The sequence below is a fragment of the Acidianus manzaensis genome (assembly GCF_002116695.1).
Taxonomy (GTDB): domain Archaea; phylum Thermoproteota; class Thermoprotei_A; order Sulfolobales; family Sulfolobaceae; genus Acidianus; species Acidianus manzaensis.
The window spans coordinates 1,669,955-1,692,742 of sequence record NZ_CP020477.1; the positions used below are offsets into that span (position 1 = coordinate 1,669,955).

Annotated in this window: 26 protein-coding genes and 1 pseudogene; 17 read left to right on the plus strand and 10 right to left on the minus strand. The window is 29.6% G+C overall.

Annotation, left to right across the window (positions count from 1 at the left end; genetic code table 11):
• Positions 1-43 precede the first annotated feature (43 nt).
• Together B6F84_RS08360 and B6F84_RS08365 are read left to right on the plus strand one after the other, a co-directional pair.
• Entirely contained in the window at positions 44-916 is an 873-nt protein-coding gene (locus B6F84_RS08360; protein ID WP_148691815.1) for an FAD-binding protein, read from the plus strand.
• Between the two features lie 13 nt (positions 917-929).
• Complete coding sequence (locus B6F84_RS08365; RefSeq protein WP_148691816.1) at positions 930-1,859, plus strand: nucleoside hydrolase; 930 nt, start codon at positions 930-932, stop codon at positions 1,857-1,859.
• Here B6F84_RS08365 and B6F84_RS08370 read toward each other — a convergent pair.
• From B6F84_RS08370 to B6F84_RS08380, 3 genes are all read right to left on the minus strand, one after another.
• On the minus strand, positions 1,856-2,134 hold the full coding sequence (locus B6F84_RS08370) for a helix-turn-helix domain-containing protein (protein WP_148691817.1): 279 nt from the start codon (positions 2,132-2,134) through the stop codon (positions 1,856-1,858). The two genes, B6F84_RS08365 and B6F84_RS08370, sit on opposite strands and share 4 nt — an antisense overlap.
• 88 nt (positions 2,135-2,222) lie before the next feature.
• Positions 2,223-3,227: an MFS transporter gene (locus B6F84_RS08375; protein ID WP_148691818.1), complete on the minus strand. Its 1,005-nt coding sequence runs from the start codon at positions 3,225-3,227 to the stop codon at positions 2,223-2,225.
• Positions 3,228-3,246: 19 nt separating this feature from the next.
• Positions 3,247-3,546: a hypothetical protein gene (locus tag B6F84_RS08380; RefSeq protein ID WP_148691819.1), complete on the minus strand. Its 300-nt coding sequence runs from the start codon at positions 3,544-3,546 to the stop codon at positions 3,247-3,249.
• A gap of 34 nt (positions 3,547-3,580) precedes the next feature.
• Here B6F84_RS08380 and B6F84_RS08385 point away from each other — a divergent pair, with 34 nt between their 5' ends.
• From B6F84_RS08385 to B6F84_RS08395, 3 genes are read left to right on the plus strand one after another with little or no spacing between them, the layout of a single operon-like run.
• Complete coding sequence (locus B6F84_RS08385; protein WP_148691820.1) at positions 3,581-4,849, plus strand: M20/M25/M40 family metallo-hydrolase; 1,269 nt, start codon at positions 3,581-3,583, stop codon at positions 4,847-4,849.
• Between the two features lie 53 nt (positions 4,850-4,902).
• Positions 4,903-6,870 carry a protein kinase domain-containing protein gene (locus B6F84_RS08390; RefSeq protein ID WP_148691821.1) on the plus strand — a complete coding sequence of 656 codons (1,968 nt, stop codon included), beginning with the start codon at positions 4,903-4,905 and terminating at the stop codon, positions 6,868-6,870.
• 31 nt (positions 6,871-6,901) lie between these two features.
• On the plus strand, positions 6,902-7,276 hold the full coding sequence (locus B6F84_RS08395; RefSeq protein WP_148691822.1) for a RidA family protein: 375 nt from the start codon (positions 6,902-6,904) through the stop codon (positions 7,274-7,276).
• Here B6F84_RS08395 and B6F84_RS08400 read toward each other — a convergent pair.
• On the minus strand, positions 7,273-7,455 hold the full coding sequence (locus B6F84_RS08400) for a hypothetical protein (protein WP_148691823.1): 183 nt from the start codon (positions 7,453-7,455) through the stop codon (positions 7,273-7,275). The genes B6F84_RS08395 and B6F84_RS08400 overlap by 4 nt on opposite strands.
• Positions 7,456-7,544: 89 nt before the next feature.
• Positions 7,545-8,264 carry a CBS domain-containing protein gene (locus B6F84_RS08405; protein ID WP_148691824.1) on the minus strand — a complete coding sequence of 240 codons (720 nt, stop codon included), beginning with the start codon at positions 8,262-8,264 and terminating at the stop codon, positions 7,545-7,547.
• 307 nt (positions 8,265-8,571) lie between these two features.
• On the opposite strand from B6F84_RS08405, the gene B6F84_RS08410 reads away from it, so the two are divergent.
• From B6F84_RS08410 to B6F84_RS08435, 7 genes and pseudogenes are all read left to right on the plus strand, one after another.
• A complete protein-coding gene (locus tag B6F84_RS08410; RefSeq protein ID WP_148691825.1) occupies positions 8,572-8,898 on the plus strand; it encodes a hypothetical protein in 327 nt (108 codons plus the stop codon).
• Positions 8,899-8,937: 39 nt separating this feature from the next.
• On the plus strand, positions 8,938-9,606 hold the full coding sequence (locus B6F84_RS08415; RefSeq protein ID WP_148691826.1) for a DsbA family oxidoreductase: 669 nt from the start codon (positions 8,938-8,940) through the stop codon (positions 9,604-9,606).
• Between the two features lie 110 nt (positions 9,607-9,716).
• On the plus strand, positions 9,717-10,100 hold the full coding sequence (locus tag B6F84_RS08420; RefSeq protein ID WP_148691827.1) for a CBS domain-containing protein: 384 nt from the start codon (positions 9,717-9,719) through the stop codon (positions 10,098-10,100).
• Between the two features lie 84 nt (positions 10,101-10,184).
• A complete protein-coding gene (locus B6F84_RS08425) occupies positions 10,185-10,754 on the plus strand; it encodes a class I SAM-dependent methyltransferase (RefSeq protein WP_148691828.1) in 570 nt (189 codons plus the stop codon).
• A gap of 144 nt (positions 10,755-10,898) precedes the next feature.
• A pseudogene (locus B6F84_RS14270) lies at positions 10,899-10,994 on the plus strand (acetyl-coenzyme A synthetase N-terminal domain-containing protein); the annotation flags it as partial.
• A 39-nt stretch (positions 10,995-11,033) separates the two neighbouring features.
• Positions 11,034-12,662, plus strand: a complete 1,629-nt coding sequence (locus B6F84_RS08430; RefSeq protein WP_236749112.1) for an acetate--CoA ligase — start codon at positions 11,034-11,036, stop codon at positions 12,660-12,662.
• Positions 12,652-13,410 carry a CoA transferase subunit A gene (locus B6F84_RS08435; protein WP_148691829.1) on the plus strand — a complete coding sequence of 253 codons (759 nt, stop codon included), beginning with the start codon at positions 12,652-12,654 and terminating at the stop codon, positions 13,408-13,410. The genes B6F84_RS08430 and B6F84_RS08435 overlap by 11 nt, the downstream gene beginning before the upstream one ends.
• On the opposite strand, the gene B6F84_RS08440 is transcribed toward B6F84_RS08435, so the two are convergent.
• Entirely contained in the window at positions 13,388-14,104 is a 717-nt protein-coding gene (locus tag B6F84_RS08440) for a CoA-transferase (RefSeq protein WP_148691830.1), read from the minus strand. The two genes, B6F84_RS08435 and B6F84_RS08440, sit on opposite strands and share 23 nt — an antisense overlap.
• Positions 14,105-14,143: 39 nt before the next feature.
• Here B6F84_RS08440 and B6F84_RS08445 point away from each other — a divergent pair, with 39 nt between their 5' ends.
• A complete protein-coding gene (locus tag B6F84_RS08445) occupies positions 14,144-14,464 on the plus strand; it encodes a hypothetical protein (RefSeq protein ID WP_148691831.1) in 321 nt (106 codons plus the stop codon).
• A 26-nt stretch (positions 14,465-14,490) separates the two neighbouring features.
• Here the strand turns inward: B6F84_RS08445 and trm10 are convergent, their stop codons facing one another.
• Positions 14,491-15,366 carry a tRNA (adenine(9)-N1)-methyltransferase Trm10 gene (gene trm10 / locus B6F84_RS08450; protein ID WP_148691832.1) on the minus strand — a complete coding sequence of 292 codons (876 nt, stop codon included), beginning with the start codon at positions 15,364-15,366 and terminating at the stop codon, positions 14,491-14,493.
• Entirely contained in the window at positions 15,363-16,451 is a 1,089-nt protein-coding gene (locus B6F84_RS08455) for a VWA domain-containing protein (protein ID WP_148691833.1), read from the minus strand. Before B6F84_RS08455 ends, trm10 begins: the two co-directional genes overlap by 4 nt.
• 63 nt (positions 16,452-16,514) lie before the next feature.
• On the opposite strand from B6F84_RS08455, the gene B6F84_RS08460 reads away from it, so the two are divergent.
• Genes B6F84_RS08460 through B6F84_RS08470 form a run of 3 tightly spaced genes read left to right on the plus strand, consistent with a single transcriptional unit; the run spans position 16,515 to position 19,198 of the window.
• The gene (locus B6F84_RS08460) at positions 16,515-17,234 is read left to right on the plus strand and encodes an FHA domain-containing protein (RefSeq protein ID WP_148691834.1); all 720 of its coding nucleotides are present in this window, start codon (positions 16,515-16,517) and stop codon (positions 17,232-17,234) included.
• Positions 17,234-18,040 (plus strand): metallophosphoesterase, encoded by an 807-nt coding sequence (locus B6F84_RS08465; RefSeq protein ID WP_148691835.1) that lies wholly within the window; start codon positions 17,234-17,236, stop codon positions 18,038-18,040. Before B6F84_RS08460 ends, B6F84_RS08465 begins: the two co-directional genes overlap by 1 nt.
• Before the next feature lie 9 nt (positions 18,041-18,049).
• Complete coding sequence (locus B6F84_RS08470; protein WP_148691836.1) at positions 18,050-19,198, plus strand: VWA domain-containing protein; 1,149 nt, start codon at positions 18,050-18,052, stop codon at positions 19,196-19,198.
• Here B6F84_RS08470 and B6F84_RS08475 read toward each other — a convergent pair.
• Positions 19,182-19,724, minus strand: coding sequence for a hypothetical protein (locus tag B6F84_RS08475; RefSeq protein WP_148691837.1), 543 nt, complete (start codon positions 19,722-19,724; stop codon positions 19,182-19,184). The two genes, B6F84_RS08470 and B6F84_RS08475, sit on opposite strands and share 17 nt — an antisense overlap.
• A gap of 454 nt (positions 19,725-20,178) precedes the next feature.
• On the opposite strand from B6F84_RS08475, the gene B6F84_RS08480 reads away from it, so the two are divergent.
• On the plus strand, positions 20,179-20,340 hold the full coding sequence (locus B6F84_RS08480) for an AbrB/MazE/SpoVT family DNA-binding domain-containing protein (RefSeq protein ID WP_148692878.1): 162 nt from the start codon (positions 20,179-20,181) through the stop codon (positions 20,338-20,340).
• A 14-nt stretch (positions 20,341-20,354) separates the two neighbouring features.
• Here B6F84_RS08480 and B6F84_RS08485 read toward each other — a convergent pair whose 3' ends face one another.
• Entirely contained in the window at positions 20,355-22,772 is a 2,418-nt protein-coding gene (locus B6F84_RS08485; RefSeq protein WP_148691838.1) for an aconitate hydratase, read from the minus strand.
• Between the last annotated feature and the right edge of the window lie 16 nt (positions 22,773-22,788).

Below are 22,788 nucleotides of genomic sequence, written 5' to 3' on the forward strand. Positions count from 1 at the left end.
TATGTCATATACGTTTTAAACTTTTTTAAATAAGCTATTAGACGTGCCTGAAGTATATAGTGAAAAGGAACTTTTTAATGAATTAAGAGATGCGTACATTAGTAATAAAAAAGTTATGATGTTAGGATATGGAAGGCATTCTGAACTTAGGAAAGCTGATATTTATCTTCACGTAAAAATGGATGAATATGAGATTCATGAGAATTTTGTAATAGCTTATGCTGGGGCTTCTGTATCGAAAATAAGGGAAGATGCTTTAAGTAAAGATCTTTTATTTCCCTCATTTTACGACGGCTCAATAGGAGGACTATTAGCTAATAATGAAATTTCTCCTTTATCTACTAGGTTTGGTAAGCCTTCAGAATTTACAGAATGGGTAGATTTTGTAACTCCTTATAAAATGTTTAGATGGAAAGGTATTATAGGTTCAAAAGGACTTTTTGGAGGTATAACTAAGGCTAAAATAAAACTATTTGAAAGACCTAGTAAGGTATATACGTTTGAATCTACAATAGAAGATACTTCATATTTAATTTCTAGTATAGACAGATTTTCTAAATTTAATCCGTTAGTTTTGCTTATAGAATACTTAGAAAATGGCAAATACCAATTTCATGCGACATTAACTGAAAATATAGATACAACTGGTTTTAGTAAAGATGAAGGAGTTCCTAATATTGAAGAAAGTAATAAGAATAGTTATTATGTTAGAGTCAATAATGTGGAAGAATTCGTAAATGTTATGAAAAAAATAAACCCAATTTATGCATATACAGTGCTAAATACTGGATATGCAAAAATATATGTTACTGACGAAGATTTACTTGCTAATTATGAGTATTTTAAATCTGAAGAAGCTTCAATGATTCATAAAAAGTTAAAAAAGATATTTGATTTCAAAAACATATTCGTATAAAGGTAAATATTCTATGTCAAGATATTTTATAATTGACTGCGATACAGCAGAAGACGATATAATGAGTCTATTTATGTTACTTCGATATGGAATTGACGTTAAAGGTATAACTATAGTTGAAGGAAATATAGCTTTTGATCAAGAAGTAAATAATGCGCTTTGGGCGTTAGAATTCATAAATAAGGATATACCAGTATATCTAGGGAGCAGAAGGCCAATAGTAAAATCTTATAGAACAGTTGAAAATGTTCATGGAAAAGGAGGAATAGGAGATTTAATTCCAGAGCCAAAAACGCTTAAAGCTCAAAATAAAAGTGCAATTGATGCTATAATAGATTTAGCTAATACATACCCTGGAGAATTGGAATTTCTAGCAATATCTCCTTTAACTAACTTAGCTTTAGCATATCTTAAAGATAATTCAATAGCTAAAAAAATAAGGAAAGTATGGATAATGGGAGGTACTATATATGGGAGAGGAAATATAACTCCAGTAGCTGAATATAATATCTGGGTTGATCCTGATGCAGCAAAAATTATCTTTAATTCTGGAATGGATCTAACTATGGTTGCATGGGACTTAATAACTAATTATACAATTGATGAAAAAGAATGGAAATATATAATGAGTATGAATACAAAAATGTCAAACTTTTATATCTCTATTTATGAACATTACAGAAAATTTGCTATGCAGTATCAAAAAATGAATGGAAATCCGCATCCTGATTTAATAACAACTAGTATTGCTATAGATTCTTCAGTAGCTACAAAAGTTGAAAAGCAATATGTCGATATTGAAAACTGTGATTGTTTAACTCGAGGCATGACTGTAATAGATTATCTAGGAGTATTAAATAAGAATCCTAATACTAATGTAGTCTATGAAATAGATAAGCAGAAATTTATTTCAATGCTCTATAATTTACTTTCTTGGTTTTAACAATCAAATCTATTGCATAATGTAAATTCCATATCATCCAATAATTTTTTTATAAATAAGTAATTTCTATATAATTCTTCTAGCCCAGCATCAGTAATTGAATATATTATATCTTTTCCTATTAAAGCTCTCTTTTCAACATATCCTTTATTCTCTAGCATAGATAAGGATTTTGCAATAGTTTTCTTAGGAGTTCCTATGTATTCTGAAAGTTCTTTTATACTCAATTCTCCCTCAGCTAGATTTGTTAAAATTGTTAATTGTATTAGATTCATCAATAAGTATTTTGATTTCATGGTTTTAAATGATAACTTATGAAAGCTAAGATAACTGACTTTTTTTATTAGTGTAAAATCACTTACTTCAATATTTTCTTTTTATAATTGGTAAAAGTAATAATGATAAAATGGATGCGAATATGATAGAAGTATAAGGATTAGCTATAAATGTAGCTATAGTATATCCTAAAATCCAGCCTACTATTTGCATGGTTGTAGCATATGTAAAATCTACTACTGATTTTCGCGATTCTATCGATATTGGAATTATAGCTTCCCAAATTCCAAAACATACAGCGAAAAATGGATTTATTAATGCAAATATCTGCATAGAGAAAATAGAGAAGGATAAATACAACGCCTTTTTAGGCTCAACATAAGATAATAAATAAGTTGTAATCATACCAATTATCTCGGCTGTTGTAGCAATTATGCCGACAATTTCAAGGTTAAGATTATATAATTCTTTTATAACTAAGTAGATAAATTGCGACGATAAAGCAATAGGAACAATAGTAAAGATAATTACAAATGGTATTTTTTGCTTGACTGATAGCTTTTCTTTAGTGAAGGAAAAATTAAATGATAGCAAAGGAATTATTGAGAATAATATAGAAATTCCTGAAATTAAAAATAAAAATAAGTATCCAAAAGAGGATATAATAATTCCCCCTATTGTAGGCATTATTATAGCGGGGGAAACAGAAATTGCCCAAACTTTAGTAATTACACTTTCTCCTTGGATTCTCATTATGGCATAATAGTTGGGTAATGCTATGTAAAAGCATTCATTTAGCATGATAGAAATAAGTAACTCTTCAAAATTTTTTGAAAATGGTAATATTATGAGACCTAATCCGCTGAGTATCATTCCAAAAAATATTGAAAATTTTATTCCGAATCGTTTTGATAAAATATTTCCAATACTAGGGAAAGGCAAAGCTACAACTTCAGAAAGTAGGTAGAAAAGACCTAAATCATTAGGAGAGATAAATTTTATGAGAAATATAGATAGAAATGGTTGAAATAAATAGTATCCAATTCCCCATAAAATCCAACTAATACTAAAGATTATGGTATTATTATTCATATAGAATCAAATACATTAATTATAAATTATCCAATAATTTGTCAACTTCGCTTTGTTCTCCATAAATTATTAAATCATCTATATTTTCGTCATAATATTTTTTTATTAAACTCAAAACATTATCTATTTTACCTTCTAACATATCAGAAACTTCTCCTCCGCTTAATTTATCATCTTCGTATACTGTTATTACCTTATCCTTATATAGCATAATTCTAAACGCCGAGACAATTTTTCCATCTTCAACCTTTTTGTATATATACACAGTCATTTTAGGTTCAGTAAGTCCATGTCTGATGTACTCTATGTGTTTAAGCATAACTTAAAATCTTACTTTTTATTTTAAAAATGTAATGGATTACTTAGATGATTTGTTCGAATTTTTAAAAATAGATACTACATCAGCGAAAGGTAAAGGAGAAGAAGGAGCAAAATATCTAGTAGATTACATGAAATCTAATGGCATAGACGCTAGACTAATACGTGATAAGTCTAGAAATCCTTATGTTTATGGAGAAATAAATGTCAAAGCCAACAAGACACTATTAGTTTACAATCATTATGACGTTCAACCTGTAGAACCTTTAGATAAGTGGAATTCTGATCCATTTAAACCTAAAGAAAAGGATGGGAAAATTTTTGCTAGAGGAGTAGGAGATGACAAAGGTACTTTGATGGCTAGACTTCAGAAAATTATTTCTCTTTATAAGGAAAATAAATTAAAAATAAATATAAAATTTATATACGAAGGAGAGGAGGAAATAGGAAGTCCTAATATAGTAAGTTTTCTTAATAACTATAGAGACTTGCTTAAGAGCAATTATATACTTTGGGAAGGTTCCGGTAGAGGTCCAGATGGATCTCCAGAAATAGTTTTAGGAGTAAAAGGATTACTATACGTAGAATTAAGAGCGTCCACAGAAAAAGATTTACATTCTATGTACGCTCCAATAGTTCAAAATCCAGTATGGAAGTTAGTATACTTTATTAATAATTTGCGTGATCAATCTGGAAAAGTTAAGATAGAAGGATTTTATGATGATGTGAAATGGTTAACTGAAGAAGAAACTAGATATCTTAAAGCTGATAAAGAAGAAATGGAAAAAGCACTTGGTCAAAACGTACCTGATAATTTCATGAAAAAACTAGTTGAGGAGCCTACATGTAATATAGCAGGAATTTTTGGTGGATATACTGGTGAAGGATCTAAGACTGTAATACCTTCCTATGCTTTTGTAAAAATTGATTTTAGATTAGTTCCTAATCAAGATCCTGAAAAAATATTAACTAAGTTAAAAAGCATAGCAGACAAGGAGAATATAGAAGTAGTAGTATATGGGAAAGTAAAGCCTTATAGGACTTCAATTTCTAGTGAAATAAGTAAGGCGTTAATTCAATCAGCTAAGGAAGTGTATAAAATAGATCCAGTAGTATTACCTAATAGTCCAGGTACAGGACCAATGGAGTCATTTGCTAATATACTTAACAATAATCAAGTTGCTGATGGTATAGGAGTAGATAATGCTGGTTCTAACATTCACTCATTCAATGAGAATATATTTAAAGATGATTACTTTAAAGCAATGGATTGGCTTCAGTCATTTTTAGAGAAAATAAGTTAGATAGTATTATTAAGCCTTAAGTTAAAAAAGGTTTTACCTAAAGCTAAATAAATGTGCAGTTCGTCTTTGTTACTAACGATAACAAATATATTTATGATAACGGCATACTTAAAGAATATAATGGCAAAATTAAGGTTAAAGATAATATAAAAGGATATTTAGTCTCCATAGAGAACGAAAAAGTGAAATTAACTAAAATACCTGTATATGATTGTAATAAAATTGAATTTGAAGGTATATTTTCTGAAAAGATGAAGTTCGGTTACATTTTTGAATCCAATAACTCTTTGTGCATACTAGAGAAAAATGAAGTAGGAGAAAAACTACTGCAAGGCTTTCCATATGCAATAATTTACGGGAAAATTATACCTAAAAACAACAAGCATCAGTTATTGAAAATGATGGATGATTATGAAGTGATAAAATATGCTTTAAAGACCTATCCTAATGACGAAGATATAATACGTAATTCAATAGTCCAGCTTTCAAATATGAATAAATGTAATGAAGCAATATCATTATATGAAAAATTAGATAAGAAGTTTCCGGAGGAGTCATTAGCTGTAGCTGAATGTTATGAGAAAGAAGGAAAAGAATTAGAAGCACTGAAAATTTATTCGTTTTTCTCTGATGATAGATATAAACTTTTAGAAGAAAAATTAAGGAAAAAAGCAGACAATTTATTGGAAGAATACGAACAAACAGGAAATGTTAAACTATTGAACGAAGCTGTTAACGTACTTCCTACTTATGATGCACCATTAATAAAATTAGGATGGATTCACTTAAAGAAAAATCCAAATGAAGCTATTAAGTACTTTGAAGAAGCCATAAAAAGATCCAGAACTTATCAAAACTTACTAATGCTGGCTAATGCTTATGCTAAAGCTGGAAAATTTATGGATGCGTATAAAACTATTGAAGAAGTAGAAAAAATAAGACGAACTGCAGGGTCAGCATATATAAAAGCTTATGCATTAGAAAATTTGAATTCTCATAAAGATGCAGAAAAGGAATATTTATACGCATGTAGAGAAGGATTAGTAGAGGCTTGCGATAAAGTAAGAGCAAGTATGCTTTATTTTCCAAAGGAATTTTATCCAGAACTTTGGTTAGGCTATGTTATATATGGATATGAAGTAAAGAGAGTAGCAGGAAATGGTGGAATGGGCTATGTATTATTAGTAGAAAGATTAGGTAAGCAATACGCAATGAAAATTATGAAAAAAGAGTACAATTTTGGCGAAATGTTATATGAAGTTGCTAAAATGCAAGAAATATCCAAAAATTCTAAATATATGGTAAGAATTTTAGCAAGTTTTATGGATGAAAACTTTATAGATTATTATAGTTCTCCCCCAGCAATAGTAATGGAATATATGGAAGGGGGAGATTTAAGAGACATTTTAGTTAAAGAAGAATATTCTTCATTAAGGCATTCATCACTATGGCCAGAAATTGTTTCTATAATATTTTCCAAAATTGCTCAAGGTCTTATATCTATACATAAAGAAGGATATGTACATTGTGACGTAAAACCATCTAATATTTTATTTACAAAACAATTGCCCAAATATGGAGAAGACACATTAAACACTTTAGTTAATGAACAAAGTATTCCTAAGCTATCTGATCTTGGAAGTGCAGTAAAAATTGGGGTGCCAGTTATCCATTATACTCCCTATTATGCTCATCCATTACAGAGATTTGGACAGAGAGCTTCAAATGAAATGGACATATATTCTTTTACAGTATCGCTCTACGTAGCTTTGACTAATAATTTTCCATTTCCAGAATGGTTAGAAAGAGAATTGGAAGAAGCCGTAACTAATCCTAGTAAAAGAGATCAAGCGTTGAAGGACTTTTATAATACTGAACCTAGAATGGATTATGTTCCTGAAGAGTATAGAAATATAATATATAGAGGCTTAAGAGGAGAAATAACTATGGAAGAACTATCAAGAGATTTAAGAGAAATTGCATTAACTATCTACGGTATACCGCAGGAAGCCTTAATATAGAATTTAAAAGCTTTTGTGTACTGTTAAAAGTATGAAAGAAGTAATTTTCTCTAATAAAGCTCCAGCTCCAATAGGGCCTTATTCTCAAGCTATAAAAGTTGGAAATCTTATTTTTATATCTGGTCAAATTCCTCTGGATGCATCAAATAACATAAAGGGTGATGATATACAAACTCAAACAAAACAAGTTATGGAAAATATTAAATCTATTTTAGAGCAAGCAAATTCCAAAATTGATAATATAGTTATGGCATTTGTATTCTTAAGGAATATGAACGATTTTACTAAATTTAACGAAATTTACTCTACATATTTTCATGAAAAACCTCCAGCAAGAGTAACAGTAGAAGTTTCTAAATTACCTAAAGACGTACTAATAGAAATAGCTGTTATAGCTGAGGTTTAAGAAAAAACCTTCTTTAATAGTTTTTCTACATGGGGGCAGTTTATATCGAACATCACATGATTTCCATGCTCAATACATGAAGCTGCTATAGGCTTTCCTTCCAAAAAAACTATTGATGCTTCATCATCTTCTATTATTGTATATGCAACCCCTTCAAAGACTTTTCTGTATTCTGCCATTTTTGGTCACTTATTCCATAATGATATATTTTTCCATTTATAAACTTTTCTACTAATTATGATATGCTAATAAGGTAAAAAATAAAAAATTAAATTGAAAGTACAGCTAATAATTCTCTTTCGCTTATGCTACCTAAGGTAGATCTTGAATCTACTACGGGTAAGTAACCAATGTTCTTCTCTGCCATTAAATATCTTGCAGTTTCTAATGTGGAGTCTGGGGTAACCTTATATACATTGTATGTCATGAATCCTCCTACCTTAGTTTTATTTAAATCTCTTTTAGCTAAGATAGCCTTACCTATATCTCTTACTGAAATTATTCCATATGGCAGACTATTTCGTATAACTATTGCATGTCTAATATTTTTTTGTTTCATAAAATCTACTATTTCATTTAATGCTGTATCTTCTGTAGTCATTAAAGGATCTACATTCATTACATCGCCTACATAAGAATTAGATTCTACTTTACAATATCTGACCAGGTCTCTTTCCGTTATTATTCCTTCTATTTTTTCTCCGTTGCCTATAATTAAAGATCCTATTCCAGATGCAGTCATTATTCTACATGCTTCTAGCAAACTAGCATTTTTATCAATAAATTTTAAGTCTGTACTCATTACTTTTTCTACTGGTGAATTAATATCTTTCCAATTGTATACAATATCTCTTATTGTTATTATCCCTTCATTGCCTATTACTAGTCTTCTGATATTATTTAATATCATTACATTTAATGCTTGATATAGGCTAGCACTTTTATCTATTGTAATTACATCAGGTGTCATAACATCTTTTACTAACATTTTCACACCGGTTTAGTTATATTTAATGACTTACATCTGTTTAAGCATTCAGCTACTGATACATATTTCCATGATGAATTAGGCTCAAAACACTCTTGTACACAAGGATCTACAATTTGGGTTTCCATATTATTCACTAATAATTCTATATAACGATAAGGAAAAAAATCTTTGTGTATATCATTTAATAAAAGATAGTTAATGTCTGTTTAAAATATTCAGTTAAAGTATATAAATGCAGGAAATATAAAGTAGAATTGAAAAGGAAAACTTAAAAATGTGTATAATTTAATTAAATTGATTAAAAATGTCAGAAGAACTTATGAAATCCGGAGAAAGAGAGTTAATGGATGCAAGAACATATTTTTTTGATTTACTAGATCAGTTAAATTCTTTAGAAGAGAATAAAAAGGATATTTTAGAAAAGAATGGTATAAACAGCGAACTCCTTGTGACTTTAGGTATACTCACTATGCATAAATATTATCTCGATGTAGTAATAAAATATTATTGGAATAACTTAGAGGAGCTTATTAATAAATTAAACTCTATCCAAGAGCTAAAATCTGAGTTAAATGCTATAAATGAAGATTTCGCTAAAATAAAAGATGCAAAAACTAGAGCCAAACTATAAAAGGTAATGTTAAAAATTCTGAAGAATAACTTTCTTAAAATGTTAGAAATCAAATTCTTTCATGATGTATTATGTCCATTTTGCTTTGTAGCCACTAGAAGACTACTTAACGTAGCAAAGGACTATAAAGATCAAGTTATAGTTAGACATAAGTCATTTATGATGATATCTTCATTAGACGACCTTAAAGAAATTGCTCCTACAGTAGAGGATGCTAGAGAAGTTTTTAAAAATGAATTTTCTATTTTAAAAAAATATATACCAGATTATGATCCTGATAAAGTGATTAGTAAGGGCAAAATAGGTTATGTTTGGTCTCTTCCACCTCAAATGGCATGCAAAGCTGCAGAATTCCAGAAAGGCGATGAAGGACACTGGTTATATTATAGCAAAGCTCAAGAAAAGTTCTTCCTTGAAGGCGAAGATATAACGTCTGATGATGTACTAATAGGAATAGCAGAAGAAGTTGGTTTAGATATTGAAAGATTTAAAAAAGATTTTAAGTCAAAAAAAGCTAAACTTGCAGTTATAGAAGATGAAGAGGAAGCTCATGCTATGGGAATTAGGGGAGTTCCTGCAATAGTAGTTAATGATAAATGGTTAATTAGGGGCGTACAATCAGAAGATTATTATAGACAAGTTATTGAAGATTTGCTAAAGAATGGGGAGCCTAAAAAAATTGAATTAAAAACTTATTGGGAGCAATAATCTATTTTTAATATATTTAGTTTTCAATTATATATTTTCTAAGATTGAGTCTAATGTAAAAGTAGATAATAAAAAGTTTTATTTACCTAGTTTAAGATAATTCTCTTGCTATGAAGAAAGTAAAAGATTATATGATAGTTCCAGTGTTTCAAGTTGAGGCTAATACTAGTTTACAAGAAGTTTGTAAGTTAATGCTAGAAAAAGGAATAGGATCAGTCTTAGTTACAGAAAACGGAGAGCCAAAGGGAATTTTCACAGATAGAGATGCGGTAAAAGCTATAGCGTCAGGCTATTCTCCTTCAGACGAAGTTAGAATAGCATCTACTATGGGCAATTTGATTTCAGTGTCCTCAGAAACTGATATCTCTGAAGCAGTTAGCCTCATGATAAAAAACAAGATAAGGCATCTTCCAGTTAAAGATGAAAAAGGTCAGGTAATAGGCATATTGTCTATAGTAGATGCTTCTAAAGCTATAGAAGATATATATAAATAAATTAACATCTATTTTTAAGTTATTAATGATTCTAAAATACGTATAAAGGAAAATATTTATGGAAGTATACATTACTCTTTATTCATGAAGATTGCAGAACTAAAAGACATGAATGATAACGAGACATCATTGCATGAAGCACAAAAGCTTATTATTATAGATGGTAAAAAAGAAGAGATAAGTTTAGCTTATGGAAGAATTTCAAACTTTCAAAAAGTAGATTTTTTGATATCTAAAAATTTATTATATGGTGAAATAAATTTTTTACAATATATATCTGATTTTATAATAAATGGAGAGAAAATTGTAAGAAAAGAGGACTCTAAGTATATACCTTGTAAATATGATCTATGTATAGGTAATAGTGAAATTTCTTCTGGTATACTAAAAGAAAATAACATAATATTCTTTTATCCCTTTCCATTTAGAGAAAATAGTATTTCTTCTGTTTTAGTTTTTGAAATTCTAGACTATGATTTAATGCGTGAATTGTATAGAGTAATGAAAAAACATGGCAAATTAAAAGTGATGGTTAGAGATAACTTTTCTGGAGGACTTACGGCAAAGGATATATTAAAATATATTATAAAATTTAAAATAGATAAAATCTCATGGGAAAACGAATACTGGATAATAGATGCCAGAAAACTTTAGGTTATGTTATTATACTCATAGGTAGATCAAGGAAAACTTATTTTAATGCTTCTAGTTATATTTAGGAAAATGAATGAGATTTTAGAAAAATTAAAGAATATTTATAATAATTCTATCAGTAATAGAGAATAATTTTGGGATAAAGTAGCTAAAGAACTCTTCTGGTTCAAATATTACGAGAAAATCTATGATAGCTCAAATTTTCCATATGTAACTTGGTTTAAAGGCGGTAAAATAAATATCACATATAATACATTAGATCTAAAAAGAAGTGATAAAATAGCTTTATTTTGGGAAAATGAAAACGGAGAGCATAAAGAATTAACTTATACTCAACTTTATGAAAAAGTAGCTTCTTTTTCTAACGCATTAAAACAATTAGGTTTCAAAAAGAGAGATGTAGCAACAATCTATATGCCTATGATACCAGAGGCAATGATTTCAATGCTTTCTGTAGCGAGAATTGGAGGCATACATAATGTAGTATTTGCAGGATTTGGAGAACAAGCATTAAGAGAAAGAATAGTTTCATCTAACTCAAAAGTTATTATAACATCAGATATAGGCTATAGAAGAGGAAAAGAAATAAACTACCTTAATACTGTTAAAAACGCAATAAAGAATCTAAAAATAAGTATAATTACAGTTCCTAGAGCAGGTGAAGCTTTAGGTTATAATTTCTATGACCTTTTAGACGCTAAGTATTCGGAAGCAGAAAAAACCAATTCTGAAGATCCATTATTTATCTTATATACATCCGGGACAACAGGAAAGCCGAAAGGTGTAGTTCATGCTTCTGGTGCATATACTGTTTGGGCATATTTTCACGTTAAATGGTTATTTAATTTTGATCAAAAAAGTGTATTTTTCTCTACTCCAGATATAGGATGGATAAATGGACATTCGTATAGTACGTATGGACCACTATTAAATAATTCTACCTTACTATGGTATGAGGGAGTTCCAGATTATCCAGATAATTTAATATGGTGGAAACTAATTGAAAAATATCACGTAACAGACGTTTGGATAGCTCCTACTGCATTAAGATTATTGATGAGATATAAAACTGAGCTTAAGGATATAAATATCTCAAGTCTTAGAATGATTGTTAGTGCTGGAGAAATATTAGGAGAAAAAACATGGAAATGGCTAAAAGAACTATTAGGTAATGTTTACGTTATAGAAACATGGGGACAAACCGAAAATAGTGGATTTATCGCTTCTCCAGGCGGTTTCTATATTGGAGGAATTTATTATAAGAATGGATCAGTCGGTCATGGATTACCAGGTATAGATATAGCTATATATGATGACAATTGTAAAGAATTACCACCTTATTCAAATGGTAATATTGTAGTAAAATCTTCTGCACCAGCTTTTATGTCATCCTTATGGAATGATGATGAAAGATATAAGAAATATTATGAAAAATGTGGAGTATATTATACTGGGGATTATGGTTATATGGATAATGATGGATATTTATATATTTTAGGAAGATCAGATGATGTAATTAAAGTTGCAGGACATAGAATAAGTCCTGCAGAAATAGAGAATGTAGTATTGCAAATTCCTGCAATAGCTGATGTTGCAATAGTAGGTAAATCAGACGAACTAAGAGGAAATGTATTAGCTGTATTTGTATCTTTAAAACAAGGATATATATGGTCAGAAGATTTAGAAAAGGAAATACGAAATACAATATTAAATAAATTTGGAAAAATTGCTATAATTGATAAAATATATTATGTTAATAAATTACCAAAAACTAGAACAGGGAAAATAATGAGAAGAGCATTAAGAGCTCTTGTAAACGGTAATGAAATTGGAGATATCTCTACATTAGAAGAGAAAGAAGCAATAGAAGAATTAAAATCTATGTTAGGTGATAAAAATGGAAAATAAAGTAGTTGATATTAAAGACGCTTTATCGTTAATTAAAGAAGGAGATACTATAACAATAAGTGGAATGTCAATACATAGAAATCCAATAAAATTTATTCAAGAGCTAATCAATGAAAATATACGAAATCTGAATTTCGTAGATAGAGAACCTGGCTTAGGTTTAGAATTATTGCTTAAAAATAATGTTCTTAAAAAAGTGAGAGTAGCTATGGCTACGTTAGAGTGGTTTGGAATGCTACCATCATTTAGAGAAAAGATAGAAAATGGAGAAGTAGAAATTTTAGAAGACACTTGTGGAGCATTTATTGCAGGAATAAGAGCAGGAGCTTTTGGTGTACCGTTTATGCCAGTAAGAGGGATAATAGGTTCTGATTTGGTAAAACTTCATGAAAAAGCTAACACGTGGAAAGTTTCTCTTGATCCATTTTCTGGCGAGCATATAATCTTAGTTAAGGCAATAAAACCAGACGTAGCAATAATTCACGTAAATAAGGCAGATAAAGAAGGAAATGCAGAAATTATTGGTCCAGTATATGAAGATGAACTTAAAGCTAGAGCTTCTAACCAAGTAATACTTACTACAGAGGAAATAGTAGATTCCAGATATTTTACTAAGAAGAGACCTAATATATATTCCGAGCATGTAACAGCTATAGTAAAAATTCCAAGGGGAGCTGAACCTACTAGCATGTACCCTCTATATGATGCTGATTATGAAAAAATACTTAGTATTCTAGGGCAAGCCTAAGATTATATGGATCTACACTTTGGATAAATTTCTTTTCTTCCTCATTAATATCTATTATTCCAGATATTTTTGGATATACACTAAATGCTGTATTATCTCTTATAATTTCGAAGTTACTCCATGGATAAACGTAATTAACATACCACTTTTTCTCTTCTCTGCAATAATTTAATACACCTAGATTAGTTACGACGAATATTTTATTATTTGAGAACTTTGATGTGCCAGTAATGAAATCAACTTTCTTAACTAATGAACTCTTTGAATGCCTAAGATTCCATAATATTCCTTTCTTGACTAAAGGAAGAATATACGCTGTTGCTGCTCCGCCAGGTAATCTAACTTTAGGTGAATTATAGTCTCCTATAACTGATAGGTTAACGTTAGTTTCTTCATCAATTTGAACTGGACCAAGAAACATTACATCTAATTTTCCTTTTTGAGCTAAATCAAAAGCCTCTGTTGTAGGTAATATGCTACTTCCCTCTATAAAGAATGGACTTCCAGTAGAAGGAGATATCTCAATTTTATCAGGATTATATGCTTCAGCTACGCCAAGTATTTTGATATCCTTTTTATAAAAATCTCTTGCCATAAAAGATCCTATTAATGCAGGAATAGAGTTTAGTCCTACATATACTCGTTCTTTATCTTGAATTAATTGAGCTATAGCTTTAATGACGTGATCAATCATAGAGATAAATCCAAATACTTGTTTTAATAGTTTTTACCCATGAGCAATCTAGTGTATAAATACGAGAATTATTACATTGCTGGAGTAATGCATGTAGTACCTGGATACTTGCAGGATATTTTGATTATATATAAAGACGGGAATAATTGGAAAGCAATTTCAGCGGAGAAATTTAATTCGAGCGATAATACTTTAAAGACAATAAGAGATGGCGTAAAATTTGCAGTACATGAAGATGATTTAAAAGACGCTATAAATAAATTAAGAAGCAAAGGAATAAAAATGGAAGACGTAAAATCTTTCCCTTTCCCTAAGAAATTCTTAGAGGGTAGAAAGAAAATTCAAGAAGAGTTTGATTAACACTACTGTTTTAAAATGTATATAACTTATTGATGAGTAGATTTTTTTAACCTATTTAGTACTTTATCGTTTGGCTTAAGAAAATCTATTGCCTCATTTAGATTTCCTCTATTTGCCTCCATAATTAATCGAGAAAACTTATCTGCATTACTTTGAGTTTCTAATATAGCATCTTCTAATTTCTTACCAGAAATTACCTTTAATATAATTTCTATAATTTTATTTATTCTATCAGGCACGCCAATTACACTTCCTCTCAAAGTTATCTTTACCTGAGGGAAGGAATCATACTTAGCAATTCTACTTAGTTCAGTAGTAGCATTTTTCCATCCTGATCTGTCCACGATTCCTCCTATGATAAAATACTTAGTTTTTCTTATCAGATCTTCATTAGCTTCTATTTCGCCATATGGATTTAATACTATTGTATTCTCTGAAGAAGGTTCAACATTATATCTTATTTTATTCTTAAAATTAAACAAGGAACCTTTTTCCGGAAAATTGTTTATAACTAAATTATAATCCCATAAATAATTTCTTATGGTATTTAAAGAGCATCCTAATTGAATTAAAAGTTTATTTTTATCCTCGTCTAAATGTCTATTCCATAAACTAAGGTCTATTATAAAGACTGGATATTTAGGATAATCTAAAGTTATTTCTTCTCCTAGGTTAGAAATTTCATACTTTGTTCTGTAATTTCCTTTTCCAGAATACAATTTAATATTAAGTTCATCAGAAATTTCTTTTCCGTAATTTTCCTTTTCAATAAGTTTTAAATCGTTTAATAAAATATTAACGGCCAATCTTTGTAAAAACGGCTTTTTCTTTAATTTTCTAACATAAACTTCTTTAATATTCCTTTCCTTAAGAAAGTTTGCTAGTATATTAGCAAGTATCATGATGATCTCATTTTCTTAGTAACTTCTGATAAATCTGTCTTTGGATCACCTGTAAGTTTTTGTGTAGCTTCAATAAGGCTAGCCTTCCTAGTCTCCTCTGCTACTTGCATTAATTCTCTAGTTACTCTTGTAGTATCCTTACCTCTTTGTACTAATTCTCCATATTCCTTTAGAAGTCTATAGTATCTTATCTCTGCTAAAACGTCTCTATTAATATTAGAAGTAATTAATTCTTTATTTTCAGTCCTATAGAACGTTAAATTATATGTTAGCGTTTTTATTTGATTATCTACTGGGTCTTGGTATCTCGCTACAAATGTAATTTGATAGTTATCATTACCTGGAGGAATTATGATGGTACCATAGATAGCTAGTAACCTATCTACTACTGGTATATTTATTGGTAAATCATAATTTAATGGGGAAAAGTTATTAGGAACTTGTAGAGCAAAATTAGTTGCAAATACATCTGAACTCTTTTGTTCTTCTAAAATTAAAGGAAGTTGAGATGGATCTTCAATATGATAGAAGAATCCTGCTGTTTTATCAGCTAGGCTTTTCAAAATAATCTCATTATAATCTCTACCTATACCAATAGAAATGAAACTTAAATTAGGTGGTATCTGTAGAGCTTCGTAATCCTTAACATTTCCCTTATCTTTTGGCTTTCCATCAGTCAGCAATATTGCCTTAGTTGGTATTCCGTCGCTAGTAATTTCTATTATTTTTCTTATAGTTTCATGAAATCTTGTAGTTCCACCAAATTCTAAATTTTGCAATTTATTTTCTAATTCCTCATTTTTTCCTCCATAACCTTGATAAATGATCTCAGGATGATTTGAAAATAATATCACGATAACTTGCTGAGAAGGCGGAATCTTAGATAAGAGCGAAACAGCAGAAGATATTGCAGTATTGAACTTATCCCCTTTCATTGATGGGCTGTTATCTATAGCTATTATATATCTTATATTAGACGCTGTAGAAGCGTTTTCTGGAACTACATATATAGAAAGTCCTACTTCAGTATTATCTTTATTACTTATATAATTATGAGACGTTTTAATTTTTAGTGATATAGTCATATTTCAACTGGTTTAAGAATTAGTAAGAACGCTTATTAATGTTTTCTTTTGTATAATATATTTATGACATGGAAATGCCCATATTGTGGTTATGAAAATTCAGATGATGCTAATTTTTGCATAAATTGTGGTGCCAAAAAACCAGAAATGAATCAACAACCTCAATCAAGTGTAGAAACACAACCAACAGTTGCATCTGAAGAAAACGCACAAACTATGCCAGAAGCCAATCCTGGAGAACCTATAGCTACTGCTTCAAATAATGCAAATGCTATATCAGATCAATCTACAGGTCAACCTCAAGAAGGACAAGGTATAGTAGCAGAAAGTCAAGGGCAGTCTTCTCAAGGTGCAGCAGTAGAGGAACAAGTCCAGCCAGTAGATCAACAAGAAGCTCAATCAACTCAACAAACCGTTGAGCAAACTAATCAGCCCCCTGCCCAGCAGGAAACAGCTAGTAAATATTATATTTTATTTATTGCAACTCCAGCTACTGCATTAAATAAGAGTAAAGTTCCTTTGGATTTTGATATATTTGAAAATATTTCTATTGGAAGAAGTCCAGAGAATGTTATAGTAATACCAGATCCAGAAGTTTCTAGAAGACATGCGATAATATCGTTAGAAGGAGGGAAACTGTATATTGAAGATTTGAATAGTACTAATGGAACATATATTTATGATGGAAAAATATTTAACCCAGTTAAAGGGAAAATTGAAATTCAAGCTGGTAGTCTAATAAAATTAGGAAATAATACAATAATACGATTAGTGACTGAATAATGTCGTGGAACGAAGAACAGATAAATGAGGCTATAGAGTTAGTAAATAAGGCATACGATTATTTTTCATCATTACCATTATTATTAGAACTACCAGAAACAGACTCAGTTATTTTTGTTGGGGACACTCATGGTGCGATAGATGTTACAGAAAAAGTGTTTGATGAATATTATAGTAAAGTAGATAAAATTATCTTTTTAGGGGATTATGTAGACAGAGGATCTCAAAGTCTTGAGAATATTTTATTAATATTACGTAAAATGTTAGAAAATCCTGATAAAGTTTACATGATTAGAGGAAACCATGAAAGTCCTATTACAAATGAGTATTATGGATTTAAGGCAGAAATAAAACAAAAACTTGGAGATGAAGAAAATTATGAACCTTTTGTAAGAATGTTTTCAGTTATGCCTTATGCAATTACGATAAATGGATATTTCTGTGTACATGGTGGTATAGCTAGAAATTTAGTTGATATAAAGCAAATAAATTCCCTTCCTAAACCTGATATTATTCCAGATAACGAAATAGCCTTTGAAATGTTATGGAATGATCCAAGAGAAGAGCTAGATGGATTTATACCCAATGTAAGAGGAGAAGGTACATATTTCTATGGGAAAGACGTTACGTTAAAGTTTTTGGAGAATAATAATTTAAAAGGGATAATAAGAGGACATGAAGCTGTAGATGCATTTAGATTTGAAATGGATAATCGTGTCATAACTGTTTTTTCTAGTAGGTATCATGGATACGGAGCCGGAGCCTTAATACTTAATAAGGATAATATATGCAAAGTATTACTATAGGTGTTATAAATGACCATATCTCTTAAAGTCGATGCCAGTCATAAGTATTCCTTTAATACAGACGTAAGGATGGTATTTAGGATAGTATTAGTTCCAGAGAAAACTTCTATAGCTACTGGTTTTCATTATATAATACTTTTAGATACTAGTGGGTCAATGGAAGGCATTAAGATTGAAAAAGCTAAAAGTGGTGCAATAGATTTATTCAAAAAAATCCCTTCAGGTAATAAAGTAACATTCATAACATTCTCTTCTCAAGTAAACGTAGTAACAGAATTTAATGATCCAGCAGACTTAAGTGAAAGAATTTCAAATTTAACTGCTGAAGGTCAAACTTCATTATTTACTGCCTTATTAAATGCAATAAAGATTGCAAGCAAATATGAATTACCTAGCTATATAATTTTATTAACTGATGGAAATCCTACTGATGTTACAGATTTTAAGAGCTATGAGAAAATTGGTTTGCCTAATAATGTTCAGATTATTCCTTTTGGTATTGGAGATGACTATAACGAAGGTTTATTGAAATTACTTAGTGATAAATCCGGGACTAACTTCTACCATATAGAAGATGCATCAGAAATTCCTGAGAAACTTCCTAAAGCTGCCAAAACTACCATAGCTGGTAAGAATATTACCGTAGATATCATCAGCGAATCTAAAATTTCATTATTGAACTATTCCTCCTTACCTGTTAAAATAAATGCTTTGGAAGGGGTAGTAAAGATATTAGGTGAAACTATAATACCTCCTAATTTCTCTGGAAATTTTATGACAGTTAAGGTGAATTATGAAGATCCAGTAAGAAATAGACAAGATAATTTAATGGCTATAATATCATTAAAACCAACTACTGATAATAACTTATTTATATCTAGCACTAATAAGGATATTATATTGGAGTATGAATATTATTCTACATTACAGAAATATTCACAAGATGTTACTGCAGGTAATCTAGTTGAAGCAACAAGAACTTTAAAGAAAATGGAAGACTTAGCTCAGCAAACAAGAAAAATAGAGTTAATAGAAACTACTAGAAGATTATCTACAGATTTAGAAACAACAAAAAGAATTGGCTCAGTAGAACAAACTAAAAAATTATCAAAAGAAGTTTCTAGTGAAGTAACTAGAAAACTCAGAGGGGAAGGGTAAGATAATCTATATCGATTATCTTTGAATTAATACTAGTTTCCTCTTTATCTCTGATTACAATTCCAGGTATATCTTCTATCTTTGAATTCCATTCTTTTAGAAATTCTTGAACTTGAAGTAGTAAATCTTTCTTGTCTTTAGCTATTATAGGCACGTCATGAATTATTAAAATCTTTTCTAAATTTCCTTTTTTGAAACCAAAAAATCTTAATTGTACAGTAATGGCTTTGAGTTTTGCCATTTTCTTTGCTTTAATACCCAAAATTATCTTGTCACACTTAGATAATGAGTTTAACTTTCCATCACCTTTACTTTCAATACTATATTTATAACCTTCTTGAATTGTTCTACCTTTCAAATGTGATTGTTTTATGAATATTAATTCCCTTAATACTTTTCCTTCTGAATTTAATGAAATTATTGCAGGATAGGTTTCTGCAAGTGTATCTACAAAATATTTAGTACTTATGACATATTTAACTTCTGGAGTCAGGACTGAATCAATGTTATATCCGAAGAGTTTCATATGCTATTTTTAGATTTGTAAAATAAGTATCTTTTATTTAGATATACTTAAATCTGTAAGATTTATAACTAGACAATCTATAATGTTTAAATTTTTGTCATTTAATATACTAAGTATTTCACGAGAATATAAAAAATACTCGAATATCATATTAAAAGTGTTCATATTCTCTTTTTAAGAGATATATCAATAGACTAAAAAGTTTTTAATAGTTTTTATTATGTCATAAATAATATTCTTGCATAGCAAAAATTATAGTCATTAATAAATATCAAACTCCATAATACCAACGTATAACTATGAAATAAATTTATATAGAAAATAAAACATTTTTTTCTAACATTGGAATTACTCTTTATACTGTATCTTATTATTACGTAAATAAATCATTTAAATAATATGATACTGCAAAAGATTTAATATATATTCTGCATTATATGGAATTGTGGGAAAAATGGCAACGGAAGATATTGTTAAAGTTAGTAGAAACTATCAAGTAACTATACCTGCAAGGATTAGACAAAAGTTCCAAATAAAAGAAGGAGACTTAGTTAAAGTAGTTTTTGATGAAAAAGAAAATACAGTAAAAATAATACCAGCAAGTAAAGAAAGTTAATTTTTTTCTCGTTTTTATTTAAATTTATCTATTACATGGTTAAATATTCCTCCATTAGTTAGGTATTTTATTTCTACCTTAGTATCAGCTCTAAGTATTCCTTCAATTTCTTTCTTTTCATTATTTCTTTCAATTATAATTTTAACCTTAGCTTTTGGTTGTAAATTATCAAAATTGATTGTAATTTCTTCATCTCCGTGTATTCCTAGTTCTTTCCAGTTTGGAATTTCTATAGGTGCTATTCCCATAGCAACTAAGTTACTTCTATGTATTCTTTCAAAAGATTCAGCTAAAACAGCTTTGACTCCAAGAAGTGACGTAACTTTAGCAGCCCAATCTCTAGAACTGCCTGATCCATATTGCTTTCCTGCGATAATTACTAATGGTATACCTTCTTCTTTATATTTCATTGCTATTTCATATATTGTTCCTTCTTTCATATCTGGAAAATGTACAGTATATCCACCTAGTTTGTTTACTAAGTAATTCTTAAGTTTAGGATTACTAAATCCTCCTCTTAGCATAACTTCATGATTGCCTCTCCTTGCACCAAAAGTGTTTAGGTCATTAACACCTAATGAAATAAGATATTTTCCTGCATCGCTAGATGGATCTATAGGTCCTGCTGGGGAAATATGATCTGTGGTTACTTTATCTCCTAAAAGGAGTAATATTCTTGCCTTTTTAATCTCAAGTTTTTGTTTTTCTTTAAACCATGGAGGTTCAACAATATATGTAGATTTTGGCCAATTATAAGTACTTGAAGATGTTACATCTAATTTTTCCCAATTTTCATCTCCTTGGAATATACTGGAATATTGATTAATGTAAAATTCTGGATTCATTGCTAAGCTCATATATTCAGAAATTTCCTTTAATGTTGGCCATATATCTTTTAAGAATACTTGATTTCCATTAGGGTCATACCCTATTGGATTACCATAATTCATATCTATTTTTCCATATATTGCATATGCTACAACTAAGATCGGTGAAGCTAAGTAAGTTCCTTTAAGTAATGGGTTTATTCTTCCTTCAAAATTTCTGTTTCCACTAATTACTGCATAAGTTTCAATATTATTATTTCTAATGTCATTCTCTACTTCTTTTATTAATGGACCTGCATTTCCTATACATGTTGTACATCCAAATCCAACTACGTCAAACCCTAAAGCTTCCAAATATGGAAGCAATCCAGATTCTTTAAGATACTTAACAACTACTGGAGATCCAGGAGCTAAACTAGTTTTTACATATGGTTTAGTTCTTAATCCTAATTCTACTGCTTTTTTAGCTAGTAGACCAGCTCCTATCATCACAGTAGGATTAGAAGTGTTAGTACAACTTGTTATTGCTGCTATTACGACTGATCCATCTTCTATGATGCTTCCTTTCTTTTTATTTTCTATTTTTATTGTTCCAAATTTTACTCTTTCATCAGGATTTTTAGGTCCTGCAATTGATGGTTCAATATCATTTAGATTCACATATACAATATCAGAATATTTAGGCTCTTCTTTATAGTATATTTGTAATTCCTTAGCTTTTTTAGCTACATAATCTCCATCTCTGCCTGTAGCATTTAAGTACTTTATAGTTTGTTCATCTATAGGGAAATATCCTACTGTAGCACCATACTCTGGAGCCATATTAGAGATAGTAGCCCTATCTGGCACTGTTAATTTAGAAACTGAAGGACCAAAAAATTCTACATATTTTCCAACAACTCCTTTTTTCCTTAATAATTCAGTTAAATATAATACTATATCGGTTGGTGTTACTCCTTCTTTTATATCACCTTCTAATCTAACTCCTATAACTTCGGGAACTACTGCATAATATGGTTCACCTAACATTACTGCTTCAGCTTCTAATCCTCCTACTCCCCAACCTAATACGCTCAGTCCATTTATCATTGTTGTGTGAGAATCAGTTCCTATTACTATCTCTGGCTGATCATTATGAATAACTTTAGATAAGTATTCTAAATTTATTTGATGAATAATTCCTTTGCCTGGCGGAATAATTCTTAAATTTTTAAAAGATTTCTGAGCCCATTTTAAGAATGTGTATCTCTCATAATTTCTTTCAAATTCTTTCTTCATATTTAGTGATAAGGAATATGAAGTTCCATAATAATCTACTTGAATTGAATGGTCGATTATTAGATCTGATTGTATCTTAGGATTAATAATTAGAGGATCTTTTCCTCTCTTTTTTATTTCACTTCTCATAGCTGCTAAATCTACTAGTAATGGAACTCCTGTATAATCTTGCATCACGACTCTAGTAGGCATAAATGCTATATCTTTTCCTACCTTCCAATCTAATATAGTATTTAAATCGTCCTCTGTTATACGTTCTCCATCAATATTTTTTGAAATGTTTATAGATAATATTCTAAGACTATATGGAAGATTTTCCAGATTCATAAATTTTACATATTAC